The organism is Bradyrhizobium sp. CCGUVB14, from assembly GCF_024199935.1.
Lineage (GTDB): Bacteria > Pseudomonadota > Alphaproteobacteria > Rhizobiales > Xanthobacteraceae > Bradyrhizobium.
On the sequence record NZ_JANADS010000001.1, the window covers coordinates 835,934 to 858,026 of the forward strand.

General features: G+C 62.5%; 23 protein-coding genes. 14 read left to right on the forward strand and 9 right to left on the reverse strand.

Annotated elements, in window-relative coordinates:
- The first annotated feature begins 1 nt into the window (after position 1).
- The gene (locus NLM32_RS03985) at positions 2–748 is read left to right on the forward strand and encodes a hypothetical protein (protein ID WP_254127978.1); all 747 of its coding nucleotides are present in this window, start codon (positions 2–4) and stop codon (positions 746–748) included.
- Here NLM32_RS03985 and plsY read toward each other — a convergent pair.
- A complete protein-coding gene (gene plsY / locus NLM32_RS03990; protein ID WP_254127979.1) occupies positions 745–1,431 on the reverse strand; it encodes a glycerol-3-phosphate 1-O-acyltransferase PlsY in 687 nt (228 codons plus the stop codon). The genes NLM32_RS03985 and plsY overlap by 4 nt on opposite strands.
- A 42-nt stretch (positions 1,432–1,473) precedes the next feature.
- A complete protein-coding gene (locus tag NLM32_RS03995) occupies positions 1,474–2,574 on the reverse strand; it encodes a prolyl oligopeptidase family serine peptidase (RefSeq protein WP_254127980.1) in 1,101 nt (366 codons plus the stop codon).
- Positions 2,575–2,631: 57 nt separating this feature from the next.
- Here NLM32_RS03995 and NLM32_RS04000 point away from each other — a divergent pair, with 57 nt between their 5' ends.
- The 5 genes from NLM32_RS04000 to NLM32_RS04020 all read left to right on the forward strand — a co-directional run bounded on the left by NLM32_RS04000 (position 2,632) and on the right by NLM32_RS04020 (position 7,132).
- Positions 2,632–3,654, forward strand: coding sequence for a serine hydrolase (locus tag NLM32_RS04000; RefSeq protein WP_254127981.1), 1,023 nt, complete (start codon positions 2,632–2,634; stop codon positions 3,652–3,654).
- A gap of 129 nt (positions 3,655–3,783) precedes the next feature.
- Positions 3,784–4,815, forward strand: coding sequence for an alpha/beta hydrolase (locus NLM32_RS04005; RefSeq protein ID WP_309144829.1), 1,032 nt, complete (start codon positions 3,784–3,786; stop codon positions 4,813–4,815).
- Between the two features lie 147 nt (positions 4,816–4,962).
- Positions 4,963–5,925, forward strand: a complete 963-nt coding sequence (locus tag NLM32_RS04010; protein ID WP_254127982.1) for a tetratricopeptide repeat protein — start codon at positions 4,963–4,965, stop codon at positions 5,923–5,925.
- Positions 5,926–5,984: 59 nt separating this feature from the next.
- Positions 5,985–6,515: a hypothetical protein gene (locus tag NLM32_RS04015; RefSeq protein ID WP_254127983.1), complete on the forward strand. Its 531-nt coding sequence runs from the start codon at positions 5,985–5,987 to the stop codon at positions 6,513–6,515.
- Between the two features lie 203 nt (positions 6,516–6,718).
- Positions 6,719–7,132 (forward strand): SRPBCC family protein, encoded by a 414-nt coding sequence (locus NLM32_RS04020; protein WP_254127984.1) that lies wholly within the window; start codon positions 6,719–6,721, stop codon positions 7,130–7,132.
- A gap of 108 nt (positions 7,133–7,240) precedes the next feature.
- On the opposite strand, the gene NLM32_RS04025 is transcribed toward NLM32_RS04020, so the two are convergent.
- On the reverse strand, positions 7,241–7,732 hold the full coding sequence (locus NLM32_RS04025) for a hypothetical protein (RefSeq protein WP_254127985.1): 492 nt from the start codon (positions 7,730–7,732) through the stop codon (positions 7,241–7,243).
- A 255-nt stretch (positions 7,733–7,987) separates the two neighbouring features.
- Between NLM32_RS04025 and NLM32_RS04030 the strand changes: the two genes are divergently transcribed.
- A complete protein-coding gene (locus NLM32_RS04030) occupies positions 7,988–8,137 on the forward strand; it encodes a hypothetical protein (RefSeq protein WP_254127986.1) in 150 nt (49 codons plus the stop codon).
- Positions 8,138–8,271: 134 nt separating this feature from the next.
- On the opposite strand, the gene NLM32_RS04035 is transcribed toward NLM32_RS04030, so the two are convergent.
- The 3 genes from NLM32_RS04035 to NLM32_RS04045 form a co-directional block, all read right to left on the reverse strand.
- Entirely contained in the window at positions 8,272–9,123 is an 852-nt protein-coding gene (locus NLM32_RS04035) for a L,D-transpeptidase (protein ID WP_254127987.1), read from the reverse strand.
- Between the two features lie 142 nt (positions 9,124–9,265).
- Positions 9,266–9,511, reverse strand: coding sequence for a hypothetical protein (locus tag NLM32_RS04040; protein ID WP_254127988.1), 246 nt, complete (start codon positions 9,509–9,511; stop codon positions 9,266–9,268).
- 129 nt (positions 9,512–9,640) lie between these two features.
- The gene (locus NLM32_RS04045; RefSeq protein ID WP_254127989.1) at positions 9,641–9,850 is read right to left on the reverse strand and encodes a hypothetical protein; all 210 of its coding nucleotides are present in this window, start codon (positions 9,848–9,850) and stop codon (positions 9,641–9,643) included.
- Between the two features lie 180 nt (positions 9,851–10,030).
- Between NLM32_RS04045 and NLM32_RS04050 the strand changes: the two genes are divergently transcribed.
- From NLM32_RS04050 to NLM32_RS04075, 6 genes are all read left to right on the forward strand, one after another.
- Positions 10,031–10,720, forward strand: coding sequence for an aspartate/glutamate racemase family protein (locus NLM32_RS04050; RefSeq protein ID WP_254127990.1), 690 nt, complete (start codon positions 10,031–10,033; stop codon positions 10,718–10,720).
- 102 nt (positions 10,721–10,822) lie between these two features.
- Positions 10,823–11,245: a RidA family protein gene (locus tag NLM32_RS04055; RefSeq protein ID WP_254127991.1), complete on the forward strand. Its 423-nt coding sequence runs from the start codon at positions 10,823–10,825 to the stop codon at positions 11,243–11,245.
- Between the two features lie 371 nt (positions 11,246–11,616).
- On the forward strand, positions 11,617–12,864 hold the full coding sequence (locus NLM32_RS04060; protein ID WP_254135204.1) for a serine hydrolase: 1,248 nt from the start codon (positions 11,617–11,619) through the stop codon (positions 12,862–12,864).
- 29 nt (positions 12,865–12,893) lie between these two features.
- Entirely contained in the window at positions 12,894–13,889 is a 996-nt protein-coding gene (locus NLM32_RS04065) for an ABC transporter substrate-binding protein (protein ID WP_254127992.1), read from the forward strand.
- 268 nt (positions 13,890–14,157) lie between these two features.
- A complete protein-coding gene (locus NLM32_RS04070) occupies positions 14,158–15,978 on the forward strand; it encodes a tetratricopeptide repeat protein (RefSeq protein ID WP_254127993.1) in 1,821 nt (606 codons plus the stop codon).
- A gap of 796 nt (positions 15,979–16,774) precedes the next feature.
- Complete coding sequence (locus NLM32_RS04075; RefSeq protein WP_254127994.1) at positions 16,775–17,602, forward strand: hypothetical protein; 828 nt, start codon at positions 16,775–16,777, stop codon at positions 17,600–17,602.
- A 155-nt stretch (positions 17,603–17,757) separates the two neighbouring features.
- Here the strand turns inward: NLM32_RS04075 and lepA are convergent, their stop codons facing one another.
- Positions 17,758–19,569 (reverse strand): translation elongation factor 4, encoded by a 1,812-nt coding sequence (gene lepA / locus NLM32_RS04080; protein ID WP_212445792.1) that lies wholly within the window; start codon positions 19,567–19,569, stop codon positions 17,758–17,760.
- 113 nt (positions 19,570–19,682) lie between these two features.
- Between lepA and NLM32_RS04085 the strand changes: the two genes are divergently transcribed.
- Positions 19,683–21,308 carry a glycosyltransferase family 39 protein gene (locus tag NLM32_RS04085; protein ID WP_254127995.1) on the forward strand — a complete coding sequence of 542 codons (1,626 nt, stop codon included), beginning with the start codon at positions 19,683–19,685 and terminating at the stop codon, positions 21,306–21,308.
- A gap of 9 nt (positions 21,309–21,317) precedes the next feature.
- Here NLM32_RS04085 and NLM32_RS04090 read toward each other — a convergent pair whose 3' ends face one another.
- Positions 21,318–21,635 carry an HPr family phosphocarrier protein gene (locus NLM32_RS04090; RefSeq protein ID WP_254127996.1) on the reverse strand — a complete coding sequence of 106 codons (318 nt, stop codon included), beginning with the start codon at positions 21,633–21,635 and terminating at the stop codon, positions 21,318–21,320.
- Complete coding sequence (locus NLM32_RS04095) at positions 21,632–22,033, reverse strand: PTS sugar transporter subunit IIA (RefSeq protein WP_007597752.1); 402 nt, start codon at positions 22,031–22,033, stop codon at positions 21,632–21,634. Before NLM32_RS04095 ends, NLM32_RS04090 begins: the two co-directional genes overlap by 4 nt.
- Positions 22,034–22,093: the final 60 nt, after the last annotated feature.

The following is a 22,093-nucleotide window of genomic DNA, read 5'->3' on the forward strand; positions in this document are numbered from 1 at the left end:
CATGCCGATCGTCAGAATTCTCCTGATCCTGCTCGCTTTCGCGTCGCCCGCATTCGCGCAGGACGGTGCGCGTGATCTGGCCGCCGCGCGCGATGCCGCGAAGGCCTTCAAGGCCTATGTCGATGGCGTCGCGAAGAAGGGCGAGCGGCCGGATCTGACCCGGCCGGAGATCGCAGCCCTGCTTGGCCATGTCTTTGATCTCGACGCCCTCGCCGCGCTGCCGCCCGTGCAGGGCAGCGACATGGGCTGGCTGATGGACTGGACCGACACCGCAAACCAGACCCACAAGCTGTTCATCTTTTACGGCGCGAAGCCGGGGCCGCAGCCCGATTTCGCTGCGCTTGGGCGCAACATGACCGAATATGGCGACCAATACGCGGTGGCGATGAGTTTCATGATCCGCGGCATGGCCCGCGAGGCGGAGGCGGGCCAATTGTTCTGGAGAGAGCTCCCGCCGGAGCAACGTACCCGCATCCGCGAGGAGGGAATGACAGGCTTTCGCAAGAACAGCGCCGTCTACATCCTGACCACGGTCTGCGCGGCGATTCAGGGCGCCAGCAAGCCCGCCAACGCGCGGATGGTGGCGGCTGCGCTGCGCGATACGCGCGACGTCTGGGCAAGCTTTCTGCTGCCGCAGGACCGGGCCCGCGTGATCGCAGAGCTGGCCGACCTCCCGAAATGGGCGCCCGACGAGATGGCGCGCGCCGATCTCGCCACCTTCACGGCCGCGCTTCAGGCGGTGAATTAGACCTGCGCTTCGGCTTTCACGTCCGGGCTGCTTTGGCCGAGCCGCGGCTCCGTCCCCGCCAGCAGCCGTTGAATGTTGGCGCGATGGCGGATGATCACGTAGAGGCCGCCTGCGATCACCAGCAGGCGATAGGGCAGAGGGTGTTCGAAGCCGCAGACGAGGACGATCGCCGTCAAAGCCGCGAGCATCGAACTGAGCGAGACGATCCGCACCAGCGCCAGCACGGCGCCAAACACGGCCGCTGCACCCAGTCCCACCGGCCACGACATCGCCAGCAGCACGCCGAGCCCGGTTGCAGCCGATTTGCCGCCCGTAAAGTTCAGCCAGATCGAGCGGCCATGGCCCAGCAGCGCGGCAATGCCGGCGAGACACACCGCCCACGGCACCCAGACCTGCAGAGCGGTCGCGGCCGGCGGTGCCGGCGATAGTTCGGCAGCGAGCCAGGGGCAGAACCAGCGCGCAACGACGATGGCAGCCGCGCCCTTCAGCACATCGGCGATCAGCACCGCGAGCGCAGGCCATTTGCCGAGGGTCCGCAACACATTCGTGGCGCCGGTGGACCTGGAGCCGTGCTCGCGAATGTCGATGCCCCTGAGGAGCTTCCCCGCCAGATAGCCCGAGGGTATCGAGCCGAGCAGATAGGCGATCACCAATCCCGCCGCGCCTGCAATCCAGAAAGCCATCGTTCTCTTTCCAACGGATGTGTGCCGTGTCCCGACGAGCTTTTAGGGTTTCCGCTCGGCGGCGAGATGATCGCGAAGGAAGCTCACGATGCTCGCGTTGAGCTCGTGATGAAACGCGGTTCTGTCGAAGCCCGGCGGATCGGTGCACAGCCGCGGCAGTTCGGCGGCGAATTTCTCCGTGCACGGCGCCAGGAATCCAAAGTGGCCGGCGGGCATGACCCGCACCTCCGGCTTGCCCGGCAGGCTGCTCGCCGTCAGCACCACATTTTTGGGATCGATGCCACCGCCCCCCGATTTCGATCTCCAGATCAGCAGGGGAATGTGCACGTCGGTCAGTCCGTCTGCAGAGAACATGAAGTTCAAAGCGGTGTCAGCGAGAACCGCCGCGCGGATGCGCGGCTCGTGCGCCGGCTCGGGCGGAATGTCGCCGCGGCGAAACTGCTCGCATCCCGGCGAATGGTTGCCCTCGGTGCAGAGTCCCGCAATCTTTTGATAGTCCGGCCTGGCACCCGCCAGGATCAATCCGGTATAGGCTCCGGCGGAGAAGCCAAAGAAGCCGATCTTGTCGGGATCGATCACCGCGCGATCGCGCCACTCGTTCAGCATGAAGTCCAGCAGGCGGATCGTCTCTTTCGGACGCGCGGCGATGATGGACAGGCTGTCGCTCCGTGAACGGTCGGCGCCGTTGTCGCCGGGATAGTTGATGGCGGCGACGACAAAGCCGGCGTCGGCGAGCGCCTGCGCCGTATCATCGTGTCCACCGAACCAGCCGCCGCGGCCATGCGCGATGATGGCGAGCGGCAATCTGCTCCCGGACACCGGGCAATCCTTCACGCCCTGCAAGGTGGTGATGAAATTCATCGAGACCTTGCCGAGCGGCACAGGCTGCGGCTCCGCCGCGCAGGGATACCAGATCGCGCCGGCCAGAGTGGGATCGGTGTCCAGAAGCTGCAGACCTGCCGCATGCGCGGACGAGGCCAGGCCAAAAAACAAAGCGAGGCAAAACAAATACAACCGGCGCATCGACGCGGCTCCAAAATGTGGCGTCGACCTAGTGGAGTAAAATGGCCGGACTGTGTTGCACACAGGCATTTGCCTACAATGAAGGCTCCTGCAAAACCTGCAACGCCGCAAAACGGTCACACACAGAACGGCATCCTTGGGTTGCTCGTCGTGGGCAATGGTGGGGGAGAGCCTGACATGCGGACATGGATCGGCGTCATCGCGGCCGCGTGTGCTTTCGCTTCAAGTCCTGTCGCGGCCGCGCCTGCATCCGGTTGCGGCGTTCCGCACGAAATCCATGACGGATGGGCGATGAGCTCGCCGGACAAGCAGGGGCTGAACGGGGCGCTGCTCTGCACGATGGACCAGGGCATCAGCGGCGGCAAGCTCGCTGATGTCGACGACATCGTCGTCATCAGGCACGGCGTGCTCGTCTACGAGCGCTACTATGATTATCCGCATCAGATGAATTACGACCCGACCACGCGGCACAACGGTTATTCCATGACCAAGAGCGTCGTCTCGCTGCTGGTCGGCATCGCGATGGATCGCGGCCTGATCAGGGATCTGGACGCGCCGATCTCGTCCTATCTCCCCGATTATGCGGGGTTGGGCGCATCCGACAAGGATCGGATCACGCTCCGCCATCTCCTGACGATGTCGGCGGGATTGGGCGCCGAGCGGGCTCCCGGCGTGTCCTTCCAGTACAACAATGCGGAAACGGAGCTGATCGGCACCATCCTGAAGAAGATCACCGGGAAGGGCGTCGATGTGCTGGCGCAGGAGAACATCTTCGCGCCGCTCGGCATCAAGGACGTTGCCTGGTACAAGAACCCGGTGAGTGGCCTTCCGACGTCGGCGAGCGGGCTGAGCCTTCGGCCGCGCGACTGGGCGAAGATCGGCCAGCTCGTACTCAACCGCGGCGCCTGGCAAGGCAAGCAGATCGTCTCGGCCTCCTGGGTCGATCAATCGACCGCTGAGCACATCAAGACCACGGAGCCGAATTCCTACGGCTACCAATGGTGGGTCGGTCGCTCGCAGGACGGCGATCGCACCATCGAATGGGCCGCCGCAAAAGGCTTCAATTCGCAGAAGACCATCATCATCCCCGCACTCGACATAGTCGTCGTCTTCAACGCCGGACGGGAATCCAAGCACATGGTCGCGCCTGAGCTGGATCTGCTGGATCACTACATCCTGCTGGCGGCGTCGCGGAATTGATCGCGGCCATTGCGGCGCTGCGCCGCTTATGCATGCCGTGCATAATGATATTTTGACCTGACATTGGATTTTCGCTGATCCGGCCGGCACCTTCTCCGCAAGGGCCCAATTCCTTCCGGGGAACGCGACATGTCCGACGATGATCAGGCAGAATGTCCATTTGATCCGAGGCTGACGCGGCGTCGCCTGATGTCGCTCGCAGCGGCCACCACGGGCGCGATCGGTTCGACGATGCTGGATTTGCCCGCTCTTGCCGAGGAGACGACGACCGTGCACAGCGACCAGATCGAAAAACTATTGCCGGGCTTTCGCCGCAGCCGCATCAGGACCGATGGCGCCGAGATCAACACGCTGGTGAAGGGCGAGGGCGCGCCGCTGCTGCTTCTCCATGGTCATCCCCAGACGGTCGTGTGCTGGCACAAGGTTGCCCCGAAACTGGCCGAGCGATTCACGGTCGTGCTCACTGATATCAGGGGTTATGGCGATTCCAGCAAGCCGGACGGCGGCAAGGACAGCATCAACTATTCCAAGCGCGAGATGGCGCGCGATCAGGTCGAGGTCATGCGCGCGCTCGGCTTCGAGCATTTTTATGCGGCCGGTCACGACCGCGGCGGACGCGTGCTGCACCGGTTGCTGCTGGATCATCCCGCTGCGGTGACCAAGGCTGTCTTGCTCGATATCGCGCCGACCGCGACGATGTATGCGAAAGTGACCAAGGATTTCGCCATGCGCTACATGTGGTGGTTCTTCCTGAGCCAGCCCGCGCCGCTTCCGGAAACCCTGATCGGCAACAATCTCGATTTCTATCTGCAGGCGCACATCAACAAGCAGAACAAGACGCCAGGCGCGATCGATCCGGTTGCGCTCGAGGAATACCGCCGCTGCTATACGCGCGAGACGCTGCACGCGGTCTGCGAGGATTATCGCGCGGCCGCGGGCATCGATCTGCTCCACGACGCGGCCGATTCGGACAAGCGGATCGGCTGCCCCCTGCTGGTGCTCTGGGGCGAAAAAGGCGTCGTCGGATCGACCTACGACGTGCGCGCAACCTGGCGCGAAAAGGCTGTCGATGTGCGCGGCGAAAGCCTCCCTTGCGGACATTATCTGCCCGAGGAGGCGCCGGAGCTCGTCATCGACAGGCTGAGCGGCTTCTTCATCTGATTGCAGCAGTGGACCGTAAGGCGAACATCGCAAGGGGACGCCGCCCTGCCGGGCTCGCTCCGGTAACCCCATCCGCATTGAACCTGTCCGGCCCCCGGGCGCACCAAAAGCGCGTATGCCCCGAGAACCGCGACGAAGGAACGCGCGATGAAGGCCCTGAAAGCATCGATCTGTGTCGCGATGACCGCGCTCGCATCGACCCTGTCGCTCAGCGCGCCGTCCCGGGCGGGAGAGGATGACGCGGGCACGCTCACCCTGCAGATGAAAGAGCTCTATCGGGCCGGCAAGTACATCGAAGCGCTGCCGCTCGCCCAGAAGGCGCTGGCCCTGCGCGAGAAGGAGTTCGGCGCCGATGACGCCAACGTCGCGATGCCGCTGAACGATCTCGGCACGATCCACTACAATCTCGGCCAGTACGCGGTCGCCGAGCCGCTGTACAAGCGTGCACTTGCCATCAGGGAGAAGACGCTCGGTCCGGCGCATCCGGAAGTCGCGATGGTGCTGAACAATCTGGGCGACCTCTACCGCGCGGAAGGGCGTTACGCGGACGCTGAACCGCTTCTCAAGCGGTCCATCGCCATTGACGAGAAAACGATCGGTCCCGACGATCCGTCGATCGTGCTGCCGTTGAGCAACCTCGCCGCCGTCTACAGCGGTCAGCGACGGTACGACGAGGCCGTGCCGCTGTTCAAGCGCGGGCTGGCCGTCCTCGAGAAGGCCAACGGTCCCGACGACCCCGAAGCTACGGTGCTGATGAGCAACCTCGCCGACGCCTACATCAATCGTCACCGTTATGCCGATGCCGAGCGGCTGCTCAAGCGCGCCATGGCGGTGACGACGAAGGCGTATGGACCCGACCATCCCGACGTCGCGCAGGCGCAGAACAATCTGGCCGCGCTCTACGCGCGTCAGGGACGCAACGCCGACGCCGAACGGCTGTTCAAGCAGTCGGTGGCCACCATGGAGAAGACGCTCGGTCCGAACCATCCGGATCTCGCCGATGTCCTGGAGAACCTGGCCGGTCTCTACAAGGATCAGGGGCGCTACGCCGACGCCCGAGAGGTCATCAGGCGGTCGATGGCCATCCGCGGCAAGACGGGCGCGATCTGAACCGGCCGGTCGATCCGTCCTCGCGTGAGGATCATCGCGGATCGCGTTGGGAGCTTGTCATGGCGACGCACGCAAGGCTGCTCGGAATCGTTGTCGCGCTGTCGTGGCTCGGATTGTCTGCGGCAATGGCGGCCGGCGGCCCGTCGAAGGACATGTGGCGCGGCGCCTGGACGCTCGAGATGGACCGCTACGATCGGCCCTGGCTCACCTTTTTCGACACGAACCGCAAGACGGTGTTTCGCTTCGGCTGCGGGACGCATTACGAGCTGGATGCGGTCTATCCGGGCGAAGCGCCGAAGCAGGAGCACACCGCGGCCACGATCACGATCGGCAACGGCAAGACGCAGATGGATGTCGCCGGCTTCACCTACGCCGGCCCCGAGTCCTTCCCGCCGAACACCGCGATGTTCAACCAGGCAGACCTCGGCCATCCCGAGCTCGCCGAGGGCAAATGGGGGGCGCTGGAAACCCGCGTCCTCGATCTTCTGGCCTCTGGGCAACCCCTGACGATCTCGGCGGAGGGCAAGAGCTACGTGCTGCCGCCGACCAGCGCATCGCGCTGGCGCGCGCGTTTCCAGAAGGTCTGCTGAGGCGCCGACCGAAAGCCGGCGGCGGCACGCGCCTTTTCGGCAACATCTTCTCTGTCGATTTTTTTGTCGCATTGACGGTCGGGCCATGTCGGCATCGACTGGTCTCGACCGTCCTTGGGTGGACACGTCTCGGGCGTCCTGTACAGACCCCCTTACGTGACGTCGTCATCTCGAGCCGTCAAAATCGAACTGGAGCAATACCCATGAGGATCACCGTCGAAACCAGCGTCGCCGCCCCCATCGATCAGGTCTGGCGTGCCTATACGACGCCTGCCGACATCGTGAAGTGGAACGCCGCGTCGGACGACTGGCACACGACCAAGGCGACGGTCGACCTGCGCGAAGGCGGCCCGTTCTCGTCGCGCATGGAGGCCAAGGACGGCAGCATGGGCTTCGACTTCGCCGGCACCTACACGAAGATCGTCGAGCACAAGCGGATCGAATACGCGTTCGGCGATCGCAAGGCCGAGGTCGAATTCGTGCCCGAGGCAAAGGGCGTCGTCGTCCGCGTCGCCTTCGATGCCGAGCAGACGCATTCGGTCGAGCAGCAGCAGGGCGGCTGGCAGGCGATCCTCGACAGCTTTAAACGATACGTGGAAGCGAAGAAGGCGTCGTAGGGCGCGTATGGGGCAAGAGACGGGGAAGCCGGCGCACGCCGTCGGCTCCCTTGTGGGATCTGGCGGGGGTCAAAAGGCGGTGTCGACAATGTCGCTGGACATCACGTCTTATGATGCGGCCGGCCGCGCACTGCCCAGAATTGCGTCGGCCTCTTTTAAGCGTGCTTCTACCCCCGTCCTGTCCAGCGTTGCCCGATATGTGAATGTACCGCGACCAAGCGACAGGATGACTTGTTCAGGCCTGATGAATCTGTAGGCCAATTTCTGAAACAGGGTTTCGGGGATGCGTTCGGTTCTCGCATCCACCGCGGCGTACAGATCAAGCGATACTGCGATCTCGCGCCGCTCCTGGGCGGCCAAAGCGTTCAGCGCCTGCCGGACGAAGAATGCAGCGTCCTCACGCGTGAGGCGGTACTGCGGCCCCTCGCCATCAGCCTGAAGTTCAACCCAACGCTCCGTGATCTTGAGCGACAATCCATTGGAGAGTTCAATGCGATGACTCGGCTCCCATCCGAGAAGCTCGCGGAGCCGGGTCGTGAGCCGCCGCCATATCGCCGCGATGTCGCGCAGCGGACTTTCCAAGCTGTTCCGATTCGTCATCTCGCTACCAGCTGGCCAATCGTCAAGCTCCCGCGCTCATCTATAAGTGCGGCCGAGGCCGGTTGCAATTTCATGAAGCTGCGCCACAATTGGGTGATAGGCCATTCCGCCATCATGGTGGCGGAGAAGCGCCAAGTGTACAAAGGAGATTGGGCTTCAGTTGCGTGATCTCGCGAAATAATGAGGGACCTTATGGACGCGAACTCAGCCACAAGATTCAAGCAGCACGCAGAACGGGCTATTGCGGAGTTGTCCTTGGCGCTCACGCTCGCCAAAGAAGCCGCTCCAACAGATGAATTTTTGAGATTAAGGACATCGGTTGGCGATATCATCGCTCGGGTAGACACCCTGCTTCTCGATAATATCCATAACGATCACCCCCACCTGGATGACATGAAGCGCTAATCTGTTGGCGTCTGCTTCAGGTTTCAGGCAGACGTCGGACCAGGGGCCGTTGGACGCTCGCTATTGGCCGCGAGCTGACTTGAAAGCTGCGACTTGAATGTCTGCTCGCTCTCACTCGCAGACCAAGGACAGCGCTACTGCGCCTCGGCGATCTTCGGTCCGGATGACAGCATCTGCGCATTGGCTGCCGAGGGCCGCCTCGACGGCGACGCCGGATCCGGCGACCGGACCGCGGCGTCGGGCGTCGCGCGGGCAGCGGCTGGTGGAAGCACGATCACTTTCGCGCCGACCTTCACCCGCTCGTAGAGGTCCGTGACGTCGTCGTTGGTCAGGCGGATACAGCCGGACGAGACCCGCTTGCCGATCGTATCGGGCTTGTTGGTGCCGTGAATTCGATACTCGGTCTCGCCGAGATACATCGCCCGGGCGCCGAGCGGGTTGGTGGGACCGCCTGCCATGAACCGCGGCAGATAGGGCTGACGCACGAGCATCTCTGTCGGCGGACGCCAATCCGGCCATTCGGTCTTGCGGGCCACGGTCTGCTCGCCGGACCATGTGAAACCTTCGCGGCCGACGCCGATGCCGTAGCGCATCGCTTGGCCGTCGTTCAGAACGAGATAGAGGAACGTGTTCTTGGTATCGATGATCACGGTGCCCGGCGTCTGGTGACTGGCGTAGTCAACCACCTGCCGGACAAATGCTCCGGGACCATCGGTGGCTTTTGGCGGTTCGACCAGAGGGGCCGGGGCCGGGGCGGGAACCGGAGCCGGCGTTGGCGCTGAGACATGAGCCGGTGTTGCCACGTAAACCGCAGATGACGATGCCTGGGCCTCGTGCACGGACGGCTTCCGCGTCGGTTGAACTGTCTCTGGGTGAGACAGCAAGCCGTACCCCAGCGCGGCGACGGCCACAGCGCCAATGGCAACTCTCGCGGCCATTGGTACTGCGAGCGTCTCCGCCTTTCCACGCTTGGCCCGCTTCGCCATATTTCTCTCCGGATCACGATGCCCGGAAGAGGTACCCAGCAAATTTTAAGAAACCTCGAAGCGATTTCCGTTCGGGCTGGAACCGTTAAACGTCGTTAACGCCAACTCCTGTTCGGCCATGCAGGCGTTGGGAGCAACGCATTCAGCAACCCCGGCAAATGCCGCTGATCTTGCGGTCGACATTGGCATCCTCCTGATCGAGGAAATCCAAGGGACCCATCGTCGTTGCCGGGATATCGGCGGCATGCGGCTGGCGATGGCCGACCGGCGCTGTCCAGGGTCTTGTGGTCGTTTCCTTTCCGGCCACCGATGGATGGAACGATTGCGCAGACGCGGCGCCGATCGTCGATGCGAGGACGAGCGCAACCAAGAGTTTTGAGGTGATCATCGCGGCCTCCAGATGCCATTCCGCGCGCAATGCGCGGTTCTGACATTCAGATTTGCGTCGGAGACCCGTTATTCCGCTCGTAGCGGAGGCGTGATGCCGCCGTGACCGAGCCTTCCCGCTGGCGTCGCGTCAAACCGGCGCCTTCCTGCCGATCAGGCCGAACACGATCATGACGAGGCTGATGCCGCCGACGACGCCGGAAACCTCTCCAACCGTGCGCATCAGGGCGACAGGATCATTGGACCACAGCGTCATGTCGCGCATCGACAGGAAGAACAGCACAGCCAGCACCAGCAGCACGGTGCCCACCGCAATCAATCGCCAGTTTCGCTGTCGCATGCGAGACACTCCCCGTATCGCCCGCGGACGGGCGAAGCCGTTTACCCTGCAGGAGATAGTGTCGCCGAGGCCGGATCGGGTTCAACCCGCTGACATCGAGCCGTTCGCTCCGTGCCGCGATGGCGGGCGTTACCGTCTTCGTCTACGATCCCTGTGAACCGGATTTCGAAAGGCAAGGGGATGCGAACCATCGGCCTGATCGGCGGCATGAGCTGGGAGAGCACCGCGCTCTATTACAAGCTCATCAACGAACGCGTCCGCGATCGCATGGGCAAGCTGCATTCGGCGCCGCTGCTGCTGTACTCCTACGACTTCCAGGAGATCAAGGAGATGCAATATTCCGGCCGCTGGGCCGAGGCGGCGGCAAGCCTCGCGGACGTGGCCAGGCGGCTCGAAGGCGCGGGCGCCGGTGCGATCGTGCTGTGCACCAACACGATGCACAAGCTGGCGCCCGAACTCACCGCGCAGCTGACCATACCCTTCATTCACATCGGCGACGCAACGGCGCAACGCATCCGGGCCAAGGGATATCGGCGGGTCGGGCTGCTCGGCACCAAGTTCACCATGGAGGAAGACTTCTACATCGACCGTCTCCGTGCGCATGATCTCGATGTCCTGATTCCGTCTGCCGACGAGCGCGCCGACGTGAACCGCATCATCTACGACGAGCTATGTCTCGGCGTCGTCGCAGAGCCCTCGCGCCGCCGCTATCAGGACGTGATGGCCGCGCTGGTGGCGCGCGGCGCCGAGTGCATCATCCTCGGCTGCACCGAGATCACGATGCTGGTGGGGGCCGCCGATACGTCGGTCGAGACGTTCGACACGACAGCGATTCACGCGGAGACGGCGGCGGATTTTGCGATCGGGTGAAGGCAATGTCGGTGGAGGCTCGATAGGTCGATTTTCCCATTGCCGGCTTTCTGCTCTACAGTCGCGGCGCCGCTGACTGGCGCTCTGGCCAAGGGAGCTCTCATGAGCCGAACGATGCATGTTCCCACCGGAATCTTCGATAGCTCGCGATATGGCTTCGCGCAGGTCGCCACTGTCCCCACACCGTTCGGCGACATCGTGTATGTGTCCGGCCAGGTGGCTTGGGACGCAGATCAGAACGTCATTGGAGCCGGCGACATCGGTCGTCAACTCAGCAAGAGTCTCGAAAACCTCAGCGTAGCGCTGGGGACGGTCGGTGCGACCCTCGATCAGGTCGGCGCGTTGCGGCTCTACATCAAGCAAACCCACATGCACGAGGGCGAGGCAATCAGCGCTGCTCTCAAATCGGTGTTCGGCGATAACCCGCCGTGTACAACCTGGATTGGAGTGCCAAGCCTCGCCAGGGACCAATTCCTTGTCGAGGTGGAGCCTTCAGCGGTTTTCCTTGCGCGAGGCGGCGGATAGCAGCCCTGGGGCCGGACGCGGATATCGACCCGGGCGCGCCACCCGTCAAACTCCCAAGTGCCGGCCCCTGACCGCAGTCGTTAAGTGGTGCAGCTTGTAGGATGGGTAGAGCGAAGCGAAACCCATCAACCTTCCTTCACGATCGGGTCGAGCTAGTGCGCCCGTCTGTCTAGACGATGGGTTTCGCAACGGCTCAACCCATCCTACGTGCACCATGCTGACACCGTCTAGCCGTGGTGATAGCATGCTCTCCTCACATGCCTGCAAAGTCGTTCTGGTAAATGCGTACGCAAGAACGTTTGAGGAGGCTAAGTCCAGTGAACTGGGGAGCGCTCTGCACGCCGCGCGGTTGCTGCAGGCTTTTCTTGCCCGTGATCGTTGTCTCCGCGGTCTGGGCGCCATTGGCATGCGCAGAGGACGTCCAAAGCTCTTCCGGCGCGGCGGGACCGGCTTTTTCAAATAGCGGCCCCGATGCTGATATCTACGGCGCGGCGTCCGGCTATCCAAAGGGCACGCGGGCGACCACCACACAGCTTGACAAGCTCGTCGGAGCCTACAGCCACTTCGACGAGATTTACCCCTCTCGCCGGATCAGTCGCGCGGCGGTACCCTGGCAATTCAAGCGCGCACCAGAGCCATCAATCGCCTACAGTTTTGGCACCGAGCGGCTGAGCATCGGGGATTACCTCAAGCGAAACCCGGTGACAGGGCTCCTGATCGCCAGGGACGACACCATCCTGTACGAGCACTATCAATATTCGCGGACCGATCACGACCGCCTTCTTTCGCAATCGATGGCCAAGACGTTGGTGTCGATGCTGGTCGGCATCGCGGTCTCGGAGGGACGGATCAAGTCGATCGACGACCTTGTCTCAACCTATGTCCCTGGCCTTGCGGGAGCGGAATATGGAAACACATCCATCCGGGCCTTGTTGAATATGTCGTCGGGCGTCGAGTTTTCGGAAGTCTATGACGGGCACGACGATATAGCCCGGCTTGGGCGAGCGTTGTTCGTTGAAGAGACCAAAGATCCTGCCGCCGTCATCGCGCAATTCAATAACCGAACCGCGCCGCCGGGGACCAGATGGCACTATGCAAGCGTGGAAACCGAGATCCTGGGCCTGGTCCTGCGCTCCGCTACGGGCACGCCGGTTGCCGACTATCTCCACGATAGGATCTGGGATGCCATCGGCACCGAAGCGGATGCTTCATGGGCGATAGATGGCAGCGGCCGGGAGATCGCGTTTTGCTGCTTCAACGCGACCTTGCGCGACTATGCGCGCCTGGGCCGGCTGCTTGCACACGATGGCGCTTGGGAAGGTCGTCAGCTGATCCCTCGGCAGTGGTTGTTGGATGCCACGACCGTCAGGCCGAGCGACGGCTATCTTGCTCCGCGCGTGGCCACACCCTATTTCGGCTATGGCTATCAGGTGTGGCTCCTCCCTGGCGAGCAGCGCAGATTTGCTCTGCTTGGCATACGCGGTCAGGTCATCCTGGTCGATCCCGTCTCGAAGCTTGTGATGGTGCACACTGCCGTTCGTCAGAAGCCGTCCGAGCCGGGAGCGCTCAGAGAACCGCTCGCGCTGTGGTTCGCGGTGCTTCAGCAGCTCGGGCAATGACGATCTGCCACGGTTTATGAGCGAGATCCATGAAGCGGCGAGAACTTCTTGGTGTTATTGGCGGAGCGGCAGCATGGCCGCTAGGGGTGCGGGCGCAGCAATCCAAGAAAATACCTCGAATTGGCCTCCTGGTGACGGGTGCGATCGAATCTCCCGAGGCGCGCGCCGCCATCAAAGCCTTCGACCAAGGACTACGCGAATTTGGTTATGTCGATGGTCAGAACGTGCTCGTAGAGACTCGAGCTGCAGGCCTGAAGGTCGAACGGTTTCCGGCTCTGGCGATTGAACTGGTCCGACTTAACGTGGATCTCATCGTCGCTTCGAATACGCCCGCCGCGCGGGCCGCACAGCAAGCGACCACCACGATTCCCATTGTCGTGCCGGTTATGGGCGATCCTGTGGGGGATGGGCTGGTGGCCAGCCTCGCTCGACCGGGGGGCAACATCACTGGGTTGACCTTCCTCGGCCCGCAGCTTGTGCCCAAGCGCTTAGCACTGCTCAAGGAAGCGCTACCCACGGCCTCGCGGGTGGCCGCTCTTTGGCATCCCGGCGCCTATGGCGAGCGCACGATGAATGACATGATGGCGGAAGCAAAAGAGGCGGCACTAACCCTGGGAGTGCAGCTCCGACTTGTTGCTGTGCACGCCCCCGACGATTTGGATCTCGCATTTTCAACGATCATTGGAGAACGTGCGGATGCCATTCTCATATTTCCGAGCCCGATGCTTTTCAATCAACGAAAACGCATTGTCGACCTCGCGACACCGCGTCGGTTGCCTATAGTGGCTATGGGAAAAGAGTTTGTACAACTCGGTGGGTTCATATCCTATGGAGCGGACATTATGGACTTCAACCGGCGCTGCGTCGCCTATGTTGATAAGATACTTAAAGGCGCGAAGCCTGCTGACTTGCCGGTTGAACAACCAACCAAGTTTGAACTTTTCATCAATCTCAAAACTGCAAAAACGTTTGGAATCGACATCCCACCTTCGCTGGTCGCTCGCGCAGACGAGGTGATCGAATGAAAGTGCTCACTTCCGAAATTGGCCCATCTGCGGAGTTGCGTCTCATCTGACTGAGGTCCGCTCGTCGCGGCAGAGCGGACCGCATTTGCTCAACCCGAGTTTTCGCATTTTGACCCATAGCCGACCACTCATCAGCTTTTAGCGGAGTTGGTTCCGACCGCGCCTTGGAGTATTTTTTGGTCGCAACCAATGAGCGAGGTTTTTTGGCCACCGTGACGACGAATCATCTAGAGGTAGAGAGACCTGTTGTCTGGACTTGGAATTTGGAATGTCTCCCGGGAACCGCGGCCAAAAGCGGAACAAGGCACAGCCAGCCAAGAACCTGAGAGAGGCCAATCTTCGAGAGTCAGTCTCCGCCTATCTCAAGGAGGGGCGCCACCTTGATGCGCAGCGCCTTTGTGAGCAGGCCCTGTCGGCGTCTGGCGTGGACAAGGCCGAGATCCTGCATCTCATGGGCGAGGTCTTTTTCAGCGCAGGTCATTTCGGGCAGGCGGTCGAGTGGTTTTCGCAGGCGGTTCGAAGCGAACCTCGCCCACGCTATCTGGCGAACTTGGCGACAGCGTTGGCCAAGCAAGGGCGGATCGAACAGGCCCTGCAGGTGGCCGACAAGGCTGTTCAATTGGCGCCAAGCGACGCCTCGCTTTGGTCGCTCATGGGCAACCTCCTGATCGACGCGACCAGATCCTCTGACGCACTGCTTTGCTTCAAGCACGCATTTGAGCTCGATGGACATCTGTGGGAGGCGGCTTACAAGGCCGGCCACCTGCTGCACGGGCTGGAGCAATTCGACGACGCTCTCACTTTTCTCGATCGCAGCATCCAAGCGAAGCCTGATCATGCTCCGTCGTTCCACATGCGGGCATTGGTGTTGAAGAGCCTGAAAAGGCTGGACGAGGCGCGCGCGGACAACATGCGCGCCATCGAGCTTGATCCGACCAACGCGGATACCCACGGCAACCTCGGCAACGTCCTGCAGGCGCTCGGTCGGCACGATCAGGCTGTCTTGTCGTTCGACCGGGCGCTGGCGATGGCGCCGCACATTGCACGAACCATCACCAACAGGGCGGCATCTCTTGTCGAGCTTCGCCGCCTCGACCAGGCCAAGACGGAATATGAACGTTCGCTGGCGATCGCCCCCGAATTGGCTGTCACGGAATGGAACCTCGCGCTGCTCCAGCTGCTGACTGGGGAATTCGAAAAGGGCTGGCGGGGGCGCGAAGCCCGATGGGAGATCCCGCATCTGTCTCGCGGCTATCCTCAGTTGGGTTCCCAGCGATGGCTCGGCGATGAGAGTATTGCCGGCAAGACCGTGCTTGTCTGTGCTGATGAAGGGCTGGGCGATACGATTCAGTTTGTCCGCTATATTCCCTTCCTTGCCGCGCAAGGTGCTCGCGTTGTCCTGTTGGTCGAGGAGTCCCTGGCGTCACTCTTTTCGGGCATGGACGGATTGGTCCAATGCGTTCTCAAGCGAGACGATTCCGTCCTGCCCGCCTTCGATTTTCACTGTGCGCTCGACAGCCTGCCACTGATCTTCGGAACCACGCTCAACACGATTCCCTCGGCTCGCTCGTACTTGCCGGCCGTTTCGCCAGATCGGATCGCGCATTGGGAAACGCGTCTTGGGCGGCGCGATCGACGCAGGATCGGATTGGTCTGGTCCGGAAATCCACGGCACTGGAACGACCGCAACCGCTCCGTGCCTCTCAGCGTCTTCAGCCGCCTGATGGATGTCGACGCACAGTTCGTCAGCCTGCAGAAGGACCCGAGGCCGCTCGACAAGCAGGTTCTCGATCAACGACCGGATGTCGTCGATCTCACCGGCGACCTCGCTGATTTCTCTGATACGGCCGCGCTGATTTCGGCGCTCGATCTCGTCATTGCCGTTGACACAAGTGTCGCACATCTGGCTGCAGCGCTCGGGTGCCCGACGTGGATCCTTCTTCCCTACGTTCCCGACTACCGATGGCTGCTCGGTCGGGACGACAGTCCCTGGTACCCCACCGTCCGCCTGTTCAGGCAAACAGAGGGCCGTGACTACGACAGCGTCATCGACCGCGTGCGCGAGGCGTTGACGTTACTGGACGGCTGACGAATTTTTTGGGGCGCAGCGAGGCGGCTCATGGCAGCACACCAGACAGAATCTACTCAGGCCTAGCTATTCTCAGTTAGATCCTGAGCGGACGCTAAGATGTGTCGCATTTGCGCCCGCGGCTTCGTGGCCGTCCCGGGCGCGCCACCCGTAAAATTCCCAAGTGCCGGCCCCCAGCCGCAGCCGTTAAGTGGTGCGGCTCGTGGGGCCGTACCATGAAAACACCAAAGCCAAAGCAATGGACCGAGCAGGAGATTCGGCGGTTGATCGCGCTGGCCCGGCGGGGCGTTGGCGCATCGAAGATAGCCGCGGAATTGGGCCGTCACGCCGGATCAGTCAGGCGAATGGCGCGAGCGAAAGACATATTATTGAAGAAGTAGTGGCCTGGCGGAGCGCTGCCCGATCAAAGAGGGCACCGGACGATGTCCTACAGTCCAAAACCTCTGCTGATGTCCCGCATGAGCCGGAGTGCGGCCTCGGTATTGCGACCATAGAGGAATGCTTGATCGAGCTGGGTAAGGAACCCCATCCCGAATAGCGCTATGGCGATGCCTCTCATCATGGTTGTGGACCGGGTTGAACGATGCTGTGAAAGTTCAAACGGCCCCAGCCGCAGGATGGGGTAACAGCCGGGGCCGGCATTCCCATTCCAATGTGCCGCAATCGGCGGTGGGCGGCACGCAACAAGTTACGCACACAGACACTAACAAATTATTTTGTTTCCCAGTCACTCCACAGGGGCCGCAGCTGGTCGTGCAATACTGCGCTCCTCAGGAAGCGGTGAGCAAATTGAGCATTGGTCGACATGATCGCGCGCCGCATCGTTGGCCAAATGCTCCCAAAACTCGGCTTCGGCGAGCAGTTTCCAACTTCGATCAGGATGACGCGCGGCTGTCTGACGGCACAGCACTGCCATCGCGCGCAGGCGACCCGCAGTATCCATGTACTCCTCCCACTAATTATTCTTGTTGAAGCAGCCTATTTTCTTTTTTTGCGTCGGAGTCATTACGATTATGAGGCAAAACTAATTTTCAGCCGCGAAGCGCGCTTCGACTTCGTTACACCTTCAAATCGCGTTTCGCGCGCAACTGGCGCAATCTGCAAAGGCTACCGCCGACGCACGTCCCGTACATCTACGGGCGTTGCGCGGCGTGCATTCGCTGACGTCATCAGTCATGAAGCGATCATCGAGCAGTTGGTCGAACAACATCAGTCGAGACATTCGACACGACGGCCACTCGCGCCGAGACCGTGGCTGATTTCGCGATCGGATGAGGGCGGTCTCTTTGCGCTTGGCCCGTCAGACGTCCGCCATCGGAATCAATTCGAGCCTGGCGGCGGACCTTTCCAGCAGCCATGCCTGAGCCGTCCGCCGAGGGTCATTCCGATAACTTTGAAAATCCGCTTCCGATGCGAAGCTGACGATGTGCATTTACATCGTGCCGTCGGAGTTTCGAAGCCGACGCTCCAGACGTCCGTTGAACTCGGGCAGGAGCGGCAGCACCGCATCCTCGTAGGCCCTGAAGTCCGCGATGCCGTCCGCGGGTATCCGGGCGATGAGCGCAAACGTGACGGGGATGGGTTGATGGGACATCGTCGCCTGCCGGCTGCACCACTGCCATGATGCCATCCTGCCGGTGTTTTGCCAGACGCGTCAAGCCAATTTCGTAAAAATCGAAATTTCGCAGTTCCGACGAGACGTCGGCTACTGTGCATGGGGTTGTTTTGGAGATTGATGCTGTCCGGCCCCGGACATCCCGGGCCGGATCTCGATCCGCCTCAGCTGTCGACCTTCAGCGCGGCAATGAAAGCTTCCTGCGGGATGTCGACCTTGCCGAACTGCCGCATCTTCTTCTTGCCTTCCTTCTGCTTCTCCAGAAGTTTGCGCTTACGGGTGATGTCGCCGCCGTAGCACTTCGCGGTGACGTCCTTGCGCAGCGCGCGCACGGTCTCGCGCGCGATCACCTTGCCGCCGATCGCCGCCTGGATCGGGATCTGGAACATGTGCGGCGGGATCAGCTCCTTCATCTTCTCGACCATGGCGCGGCCGCGGCCTTCCGCGCGGGTGCGATGCACCAGCATCGAGAGCGCATCGACCGGCTCGGCGTTGACCAGGATCTGCATCTTGACGAGGTCGGCCGGCTTGTAGTCGGTGAGATGATAGTCGAACGAGGCGTAGCCCTTCGAGACCGACTTCAGCCGGTCGTAGAAGTCGAACACGACCTCGTTGAGCGGAAGATCGTATTTCACCATCGCGCGGGCGCCGACGTAAGTCAGCTCCTTCTGCGAGCCGCGGCGATCCTGGCACAGCTTCAGCACGCTGCCGAGATATTCGTCGGGCGTGAGGATCGTCGCCTCGATCCAGGGCTCTTGGATCTCCTCGATCTTCACCACGTCAGGCATGTCGACGGGATTGTGGATCTCGAGCTCGGTGCCGTCGGTGAGCTTCATCTTGTAGATGACGCTCGGCGCGGTCGCGATCAGGTTGAGGTCGAACTCGCGCGACAGCCGCTCCTGGATGATCTCCAGATGCAGCAGCCCGAGGAAGCCGCAGCGGAAGCCGAAGCCGAGCGCGGCGGAGGTTTCCATCTCGAAGGAGAAGCTGGCGTCGTTCAAGCGCAGCTTGCCCATCGCGGCGCGCAGCGTTTCGAAGTCGTCGGCGTCGACCGGGAACAGGCCGCAGAACACCACGGGGATCGCCGGCTTGAAGCCCGGCAGCATCTCGGTGACCGGCTTGCGGTCGTCGGTGATGGTGTCGCCGACGCGCGTGTCGGCGACTTCCTTGATCGCGGCGGTGATGAAGCCGATCTCGCCGGGGCCGAGCTCGTCGACCTGCTGCATCTTCGGCGTGAAGAAGCCGACGCGCTCGACGTCGTAGGCCGCACCGGTGCCCATCATGCGGACGCGGCTGCCCTTCTTCATGACGCCGTCGACAACACGAATCAGCACGACGACGCCGAGATAGACGTCGTACCAGCTGTCGACCAGCAGCGCCTTCAAGGTCGCGTCGCGATCGCCCTTCGGCGGCGGCAGGCGGGTGACGATGGCTTCCAGCACATCAGGGATGCCGAGGCCGGTCTTGGCCGAGATCATCACGGCATCGGAGGCGTCGATGCCGATGACGTCCTCGATCTGCTGCTTGACCTTCTCGGGCTCGGCCGCCGGAAGGTCGACCTTGTTCAGGACCGGGACGATCTCGTGATTGTTGTCGAGCGCCTGGTAGACGTTGGCGAGCGTCTGCGCCTCGACGCCCTGGCTGGCGTCGACCACCAGCAGGGAACCTTCGCAAGCCGCCAGCGACCGCGAGACCTCGTAGGCGAAGTCGACATGGCCGGGCGTGTCCATCAGGTTGAACACGTAATCCTTGCCGTCCTTGGCGCGGTAGGCGAGGCGCACCGTCTGCGCCTTGATGGTGATGCCGCGCTCGCGCTCGATGTCCATGGAATCGAGCACCTGCTCCTTGCCCGCCATTTCGCGGTCGGAGAGGCCGCCGGTCATCTGGATCAGACGGTCGGCCAGCGTCGATTTGCCATGGTCGATATGGGCGACGATGGAGAAATTGCGGATGTTGGAAATGGGGACGGTCGTCATGGGCGCGGGATACCACTCACATCCCCGTGCGGCAACCATATTGCTGTATTTTCAGGGCCTTTCTTCACGCCAAGCTGATTCCACGATGGCCCAAAACGCGCTACGCAACGGCCATGTCAACGACCTCGATCCCCTCCGCCCGCGCCCGCGTAAAACCCCGGGTGAGCTTTGACCGTTTCCGGGCCTGGCTGGTCGCCTACGCGACCGATCCCTCGGCCCGGCTCTGGCTGGTGATCCAGTTCGCCATCCTGCATGCGGTGATCTGGACCCTCATCCTGATCAATCTCAAGGCAGCGCAGGACGTTCACATGGACGTCGCAGAAGCCTGGGGCTGGGGCCAGAAATTCCTGTGGGGCTACGGCAAACATCCGCCGCTGTCGGGCTGGATCGCCGGCGTCTGGTTCAAAGTGTTCCCGGCGACGGATTGGGCGACCTATGCGCTGGCGATGGCGACGGTCGGCGTCGGCATGGTGATCTGCTGGCTGGTGGCGATGCGCGTGGTGGACCCGCGTCGCGCGTTCCTGGTCGTGGTGATGGTCGCGCTCTACCCGATCTTCAATTTCAAGGGGTTCAAGTACAATCCCGATCTGCTTCAGCTCGTCACCTTGCCGCTCGTCGTGCTCGCTTACCTCAACGCGTTCGAGAAGCGGAGCTGGCAGTCCGGCGTCTGGCTCGGGCTCGCCGGCGCGCTGGCGCTGATGACCAAATATTGGGTGCTGACCATGATCGGCGCCATCGGGCTCGCCGTACTGATCCACCCGGAGCGCATGAAATTCCTGCTGTCGCCGGCGCCCTGGGTCGCGATCGCGACGCTGCTGGTGGCGATGATCCCGCACATCGTCTGGCTTGCGGATGCGCATTTCGTGCCGCTGACCTATGCCGGCGACACCTACAGCATCGAGGATGCCGGCCAGGTGCGGCAGCTCGTGTTCGGCTATGTCCTGCATAATGCCGCGCTGCTGGCGCTTCCCGTGGCGCTCGCAGCCCTTGCGATGGCGCTGGTGCCGCCGTGGCTGACGCTGCTCGTGCGCGCGCCCTCGCGCATCGTCACGCGGGCCTGGGCGCGCGGCGCCAACGCAGGCGTCAATGTTTCCCAGGCGCTGAACATCTGGATCATCCAGATCATCGTTGCGGCCGGGCCGCCGCTCGGCGCGCTCGCCTTCAGCATCTACATGAAGACCGATTGGGGCATCTCGCTGTTCTTCCTGGTGCCGCTTGCGCTGGTCGCGATTCCGGCGCTGCGGGTGCAGAGCGCCGTGCTGTTCAATATCGTAGCGATCTGGCTGGTGCTCAGCGTGGCGACGCTCGTCGCCTCACCCTGGATCGCCGCGCGTGAGATGGCTGCGAATGCCGGCAACACCGCGACCTATGGCGCGCGCTCGGAGCTCGCGCGCGAGCTGACCCAGGCCTGGCATTCGCGCTTCGCCTCGCGCTGGGCGATCGTCGCCGGCACGATGGAATCGATCCAGCCGATGGTGTTCTACAGCCCCGACCATCCGGTTGCGTTCATCCCGAACGAGGCCTGGAGCTCCGGGCTGACATCGCTGGATGACGTCAAGAAATACGGCTTCATCGGCGTGTTCGATCCGACGGATGGCCGCCTGCCGGCATTCGAGAAGTGGGTGTCCGAGATCGCGCCGAACGCCGAGCGCATCGTGATGACGACGCGCCGCTTCACCCATGGCAAGGCCGGCCCGTCGATGACGTGGAACGTCTACATCGCCCCGCCGGCGAAGTGACCGAGGGGTCTAAACCCCTTCCTCGTTGAACTTGCTTTCAACGAGCTCGGCGATCGCCGCGAGTGCGGCTTCGGCGTCAGTGCCCGAGGCGGCGACCGTGATCGTCGTGCCCGGTCCTGCCGCGAGCATCATCAGGCCCATGATCGAGGTGCCGCCGACCGTCTCGCCGCCGCGCGTCACCCAGACCTGCGCGTTGAAGCGCTCGACCGCCTGGACGAATTTCGCCGAGGCGCGGGCGTGCAGGCCGCGCTTGTTGATGATCAGGAGCTCTTTGGAGATCGCACCCGCGGGCACGCCTGTCCCCGCTTGTGGTGCGTCGTCACTCATTTGCCGGCGAGCACGCGGCTGGCGATGGTGACGTATTTGCGGCCGGCTTCCTGAGCCATCGCGATCGCGTCGGGCAGCGGACGCTCCTCGCGCACCTTGGCGAGCTTCACCAGCATGGGCAGGTTGATGCCCGCGAGCACTTCGACCTTCGGTCGGCTCATGCAGGAAATCGCGAGGTTCGACGGGGTGCCGCCGAACATGTCGGTGAGGATCGCAACGCCGTCGCCTGAATCGACGCGGTTAACCGCCTCGATGATGTCGCTTCGGCACAGATCGGAATCGTCTTCAGCGCCGATCGTAATCGCTTCGATTTGCTTTTGTGGGCCCATGACATGCTCAAGCGCTGCCTTGAATTCGTCGGCAAGGCGCCCGTGGGTCACAAGTACTAGACCAATCATCGGAAAACTCCCGCGGGCGCTTTTGGTGCACCGCACGAACGCGCCACTTTGACCATCCAG

Bases quoted from the DNA above. Each gene is read 5' to 3' on its own strand.
- NLM32_RS03985 (WP_254127978.1), top strand. From the start codon at position 2: ATGCCGATCGTCAGAATTCTCCTGATCCTGCTCGCTTTCGCGTCGCCC.
- plsY (WP_254127979.1), bottom strand. From the start codon at position 1,431: ATGGCTTTCTGGATTGCAGGCGCGGCGGGATTGGTGATCGCCTATCTG.
- NLM32_RS04000 (WP_254127981.1), top strand. From the start codon at position 2,632: ATGCGGACATGGATCGGCGTCATCGCGGCCGCGTGTGCTTTCGCTTCA.
- NLM32_RS04005 (WP_309144829.1), top strand. From the start codon at position 3,784: ATGTCCGACGATGATCAGGCAGAATGTCCATTTGATCCGAGGCTGACG.
- NLM32_RS04010 (WP_254127982.1), top strand. From the start codon at position 4,963: ATGAAGGCCCTGAAAGCATCGATCTGTGTCGCGATGACCGCGCTCGCA.
- NLM32_RS04015 (WP_254127983.1), top strand. From the start codon at position 5,985: ATGGCGACGCACGCAAGGCTGCTCGGAATCGTTGTCGCGCTGTCGTGG.
- NLM32_RS04020 (WP_254127984.1), top strand. From the start codon at position 6,719: ATGAGGATCACCGTCGAAACCAGCGTCGCCGCCCCCATCGATCAGGTC.
- NLM32_RS04025 (WP_254127985.1), bottom strand. From the start codon at position 7,732: ATGACGAATCGGAACAGCTTGGAAAGTCCGCTGCGCGACATCGCGGCG.
- NLM32_RS04035 (WP_254127987.1), bottom strand. From the start codon at position 9,123: ATGGCGAAGCGGGCCAAGCGTGGAAAGGCGGAGACGCTCGCAGTACCA.
- NLM32_RS04040 (WP_254127988.1), bottom strand. From the start codon at position 9,511: ATGATCACCTCAAAACTCTTGGTTGCGCTCGTCCTCGCATCGACGATC.
- NLM32_RS04045 (WP_254127989.1), bottom strand. From the start codon at position 9,850: ATGCGACAGCGAAACTGGCGATTGATTGCGGTGGGCACCGTGCTGCTG.
- NLM32_RS04050 (WP_254127990.1), top strand. From the start codon at position 10,031: ATGCGAACCATCGGCCTGATCGGCGGCATGAGCTGGGAGAGCACCGCG.
- NLM32_RS04055 (WP_254127991.1), top strand. From the start codon at position 10,823: ATGAGCCGAACGATGCATGTTCCCACCGGAATCTTCGATAGCTCGCGA.
- NLM32_RS04065 (WP_254127992.1), top strand. From the start codon at position 12,894: ATGAAGCGGCGAGAACTTCTTGGTGTTATTGGCGGAGCGGCAGCATGG.
- NLM32_RS04070 (WP_254127993.1), top strand. From the start codon at position 14,158: ATGTCTCCCGGGAACCGCGGCCAAAAGCGGAACAAGGCACAGCCAGCC.
- lepA (WP_212445792.1), bottom strand. From the start codon at position 19,569: ATGACGACCGTCCCCATTTCCAACATCCGCAATTTCTCCATCGTCGCC.
- NLM32_RS04085 (WP_254127995.1), top strand. From the start codon at position 19,683: ATGTCAACGACCTCGATCCCCTCCGCCCGCGCCCGCGTAAAACCCCGG.
- NLM32_RS04090 (WP_254127996.1), bottom strand. From the start codon at position 21,635: ATGAGTGACGACGCACCACAAGCGGGGACAGGCGTGCCCGCGGGTGCG.
- NLM32_RS04095 (WP_007597752.1), bottom strand. From the start codon at position 22,033: ATGATTGGTCTAGTACTTGTGACCCACGGGCGCCTTGCCGACGAATTC.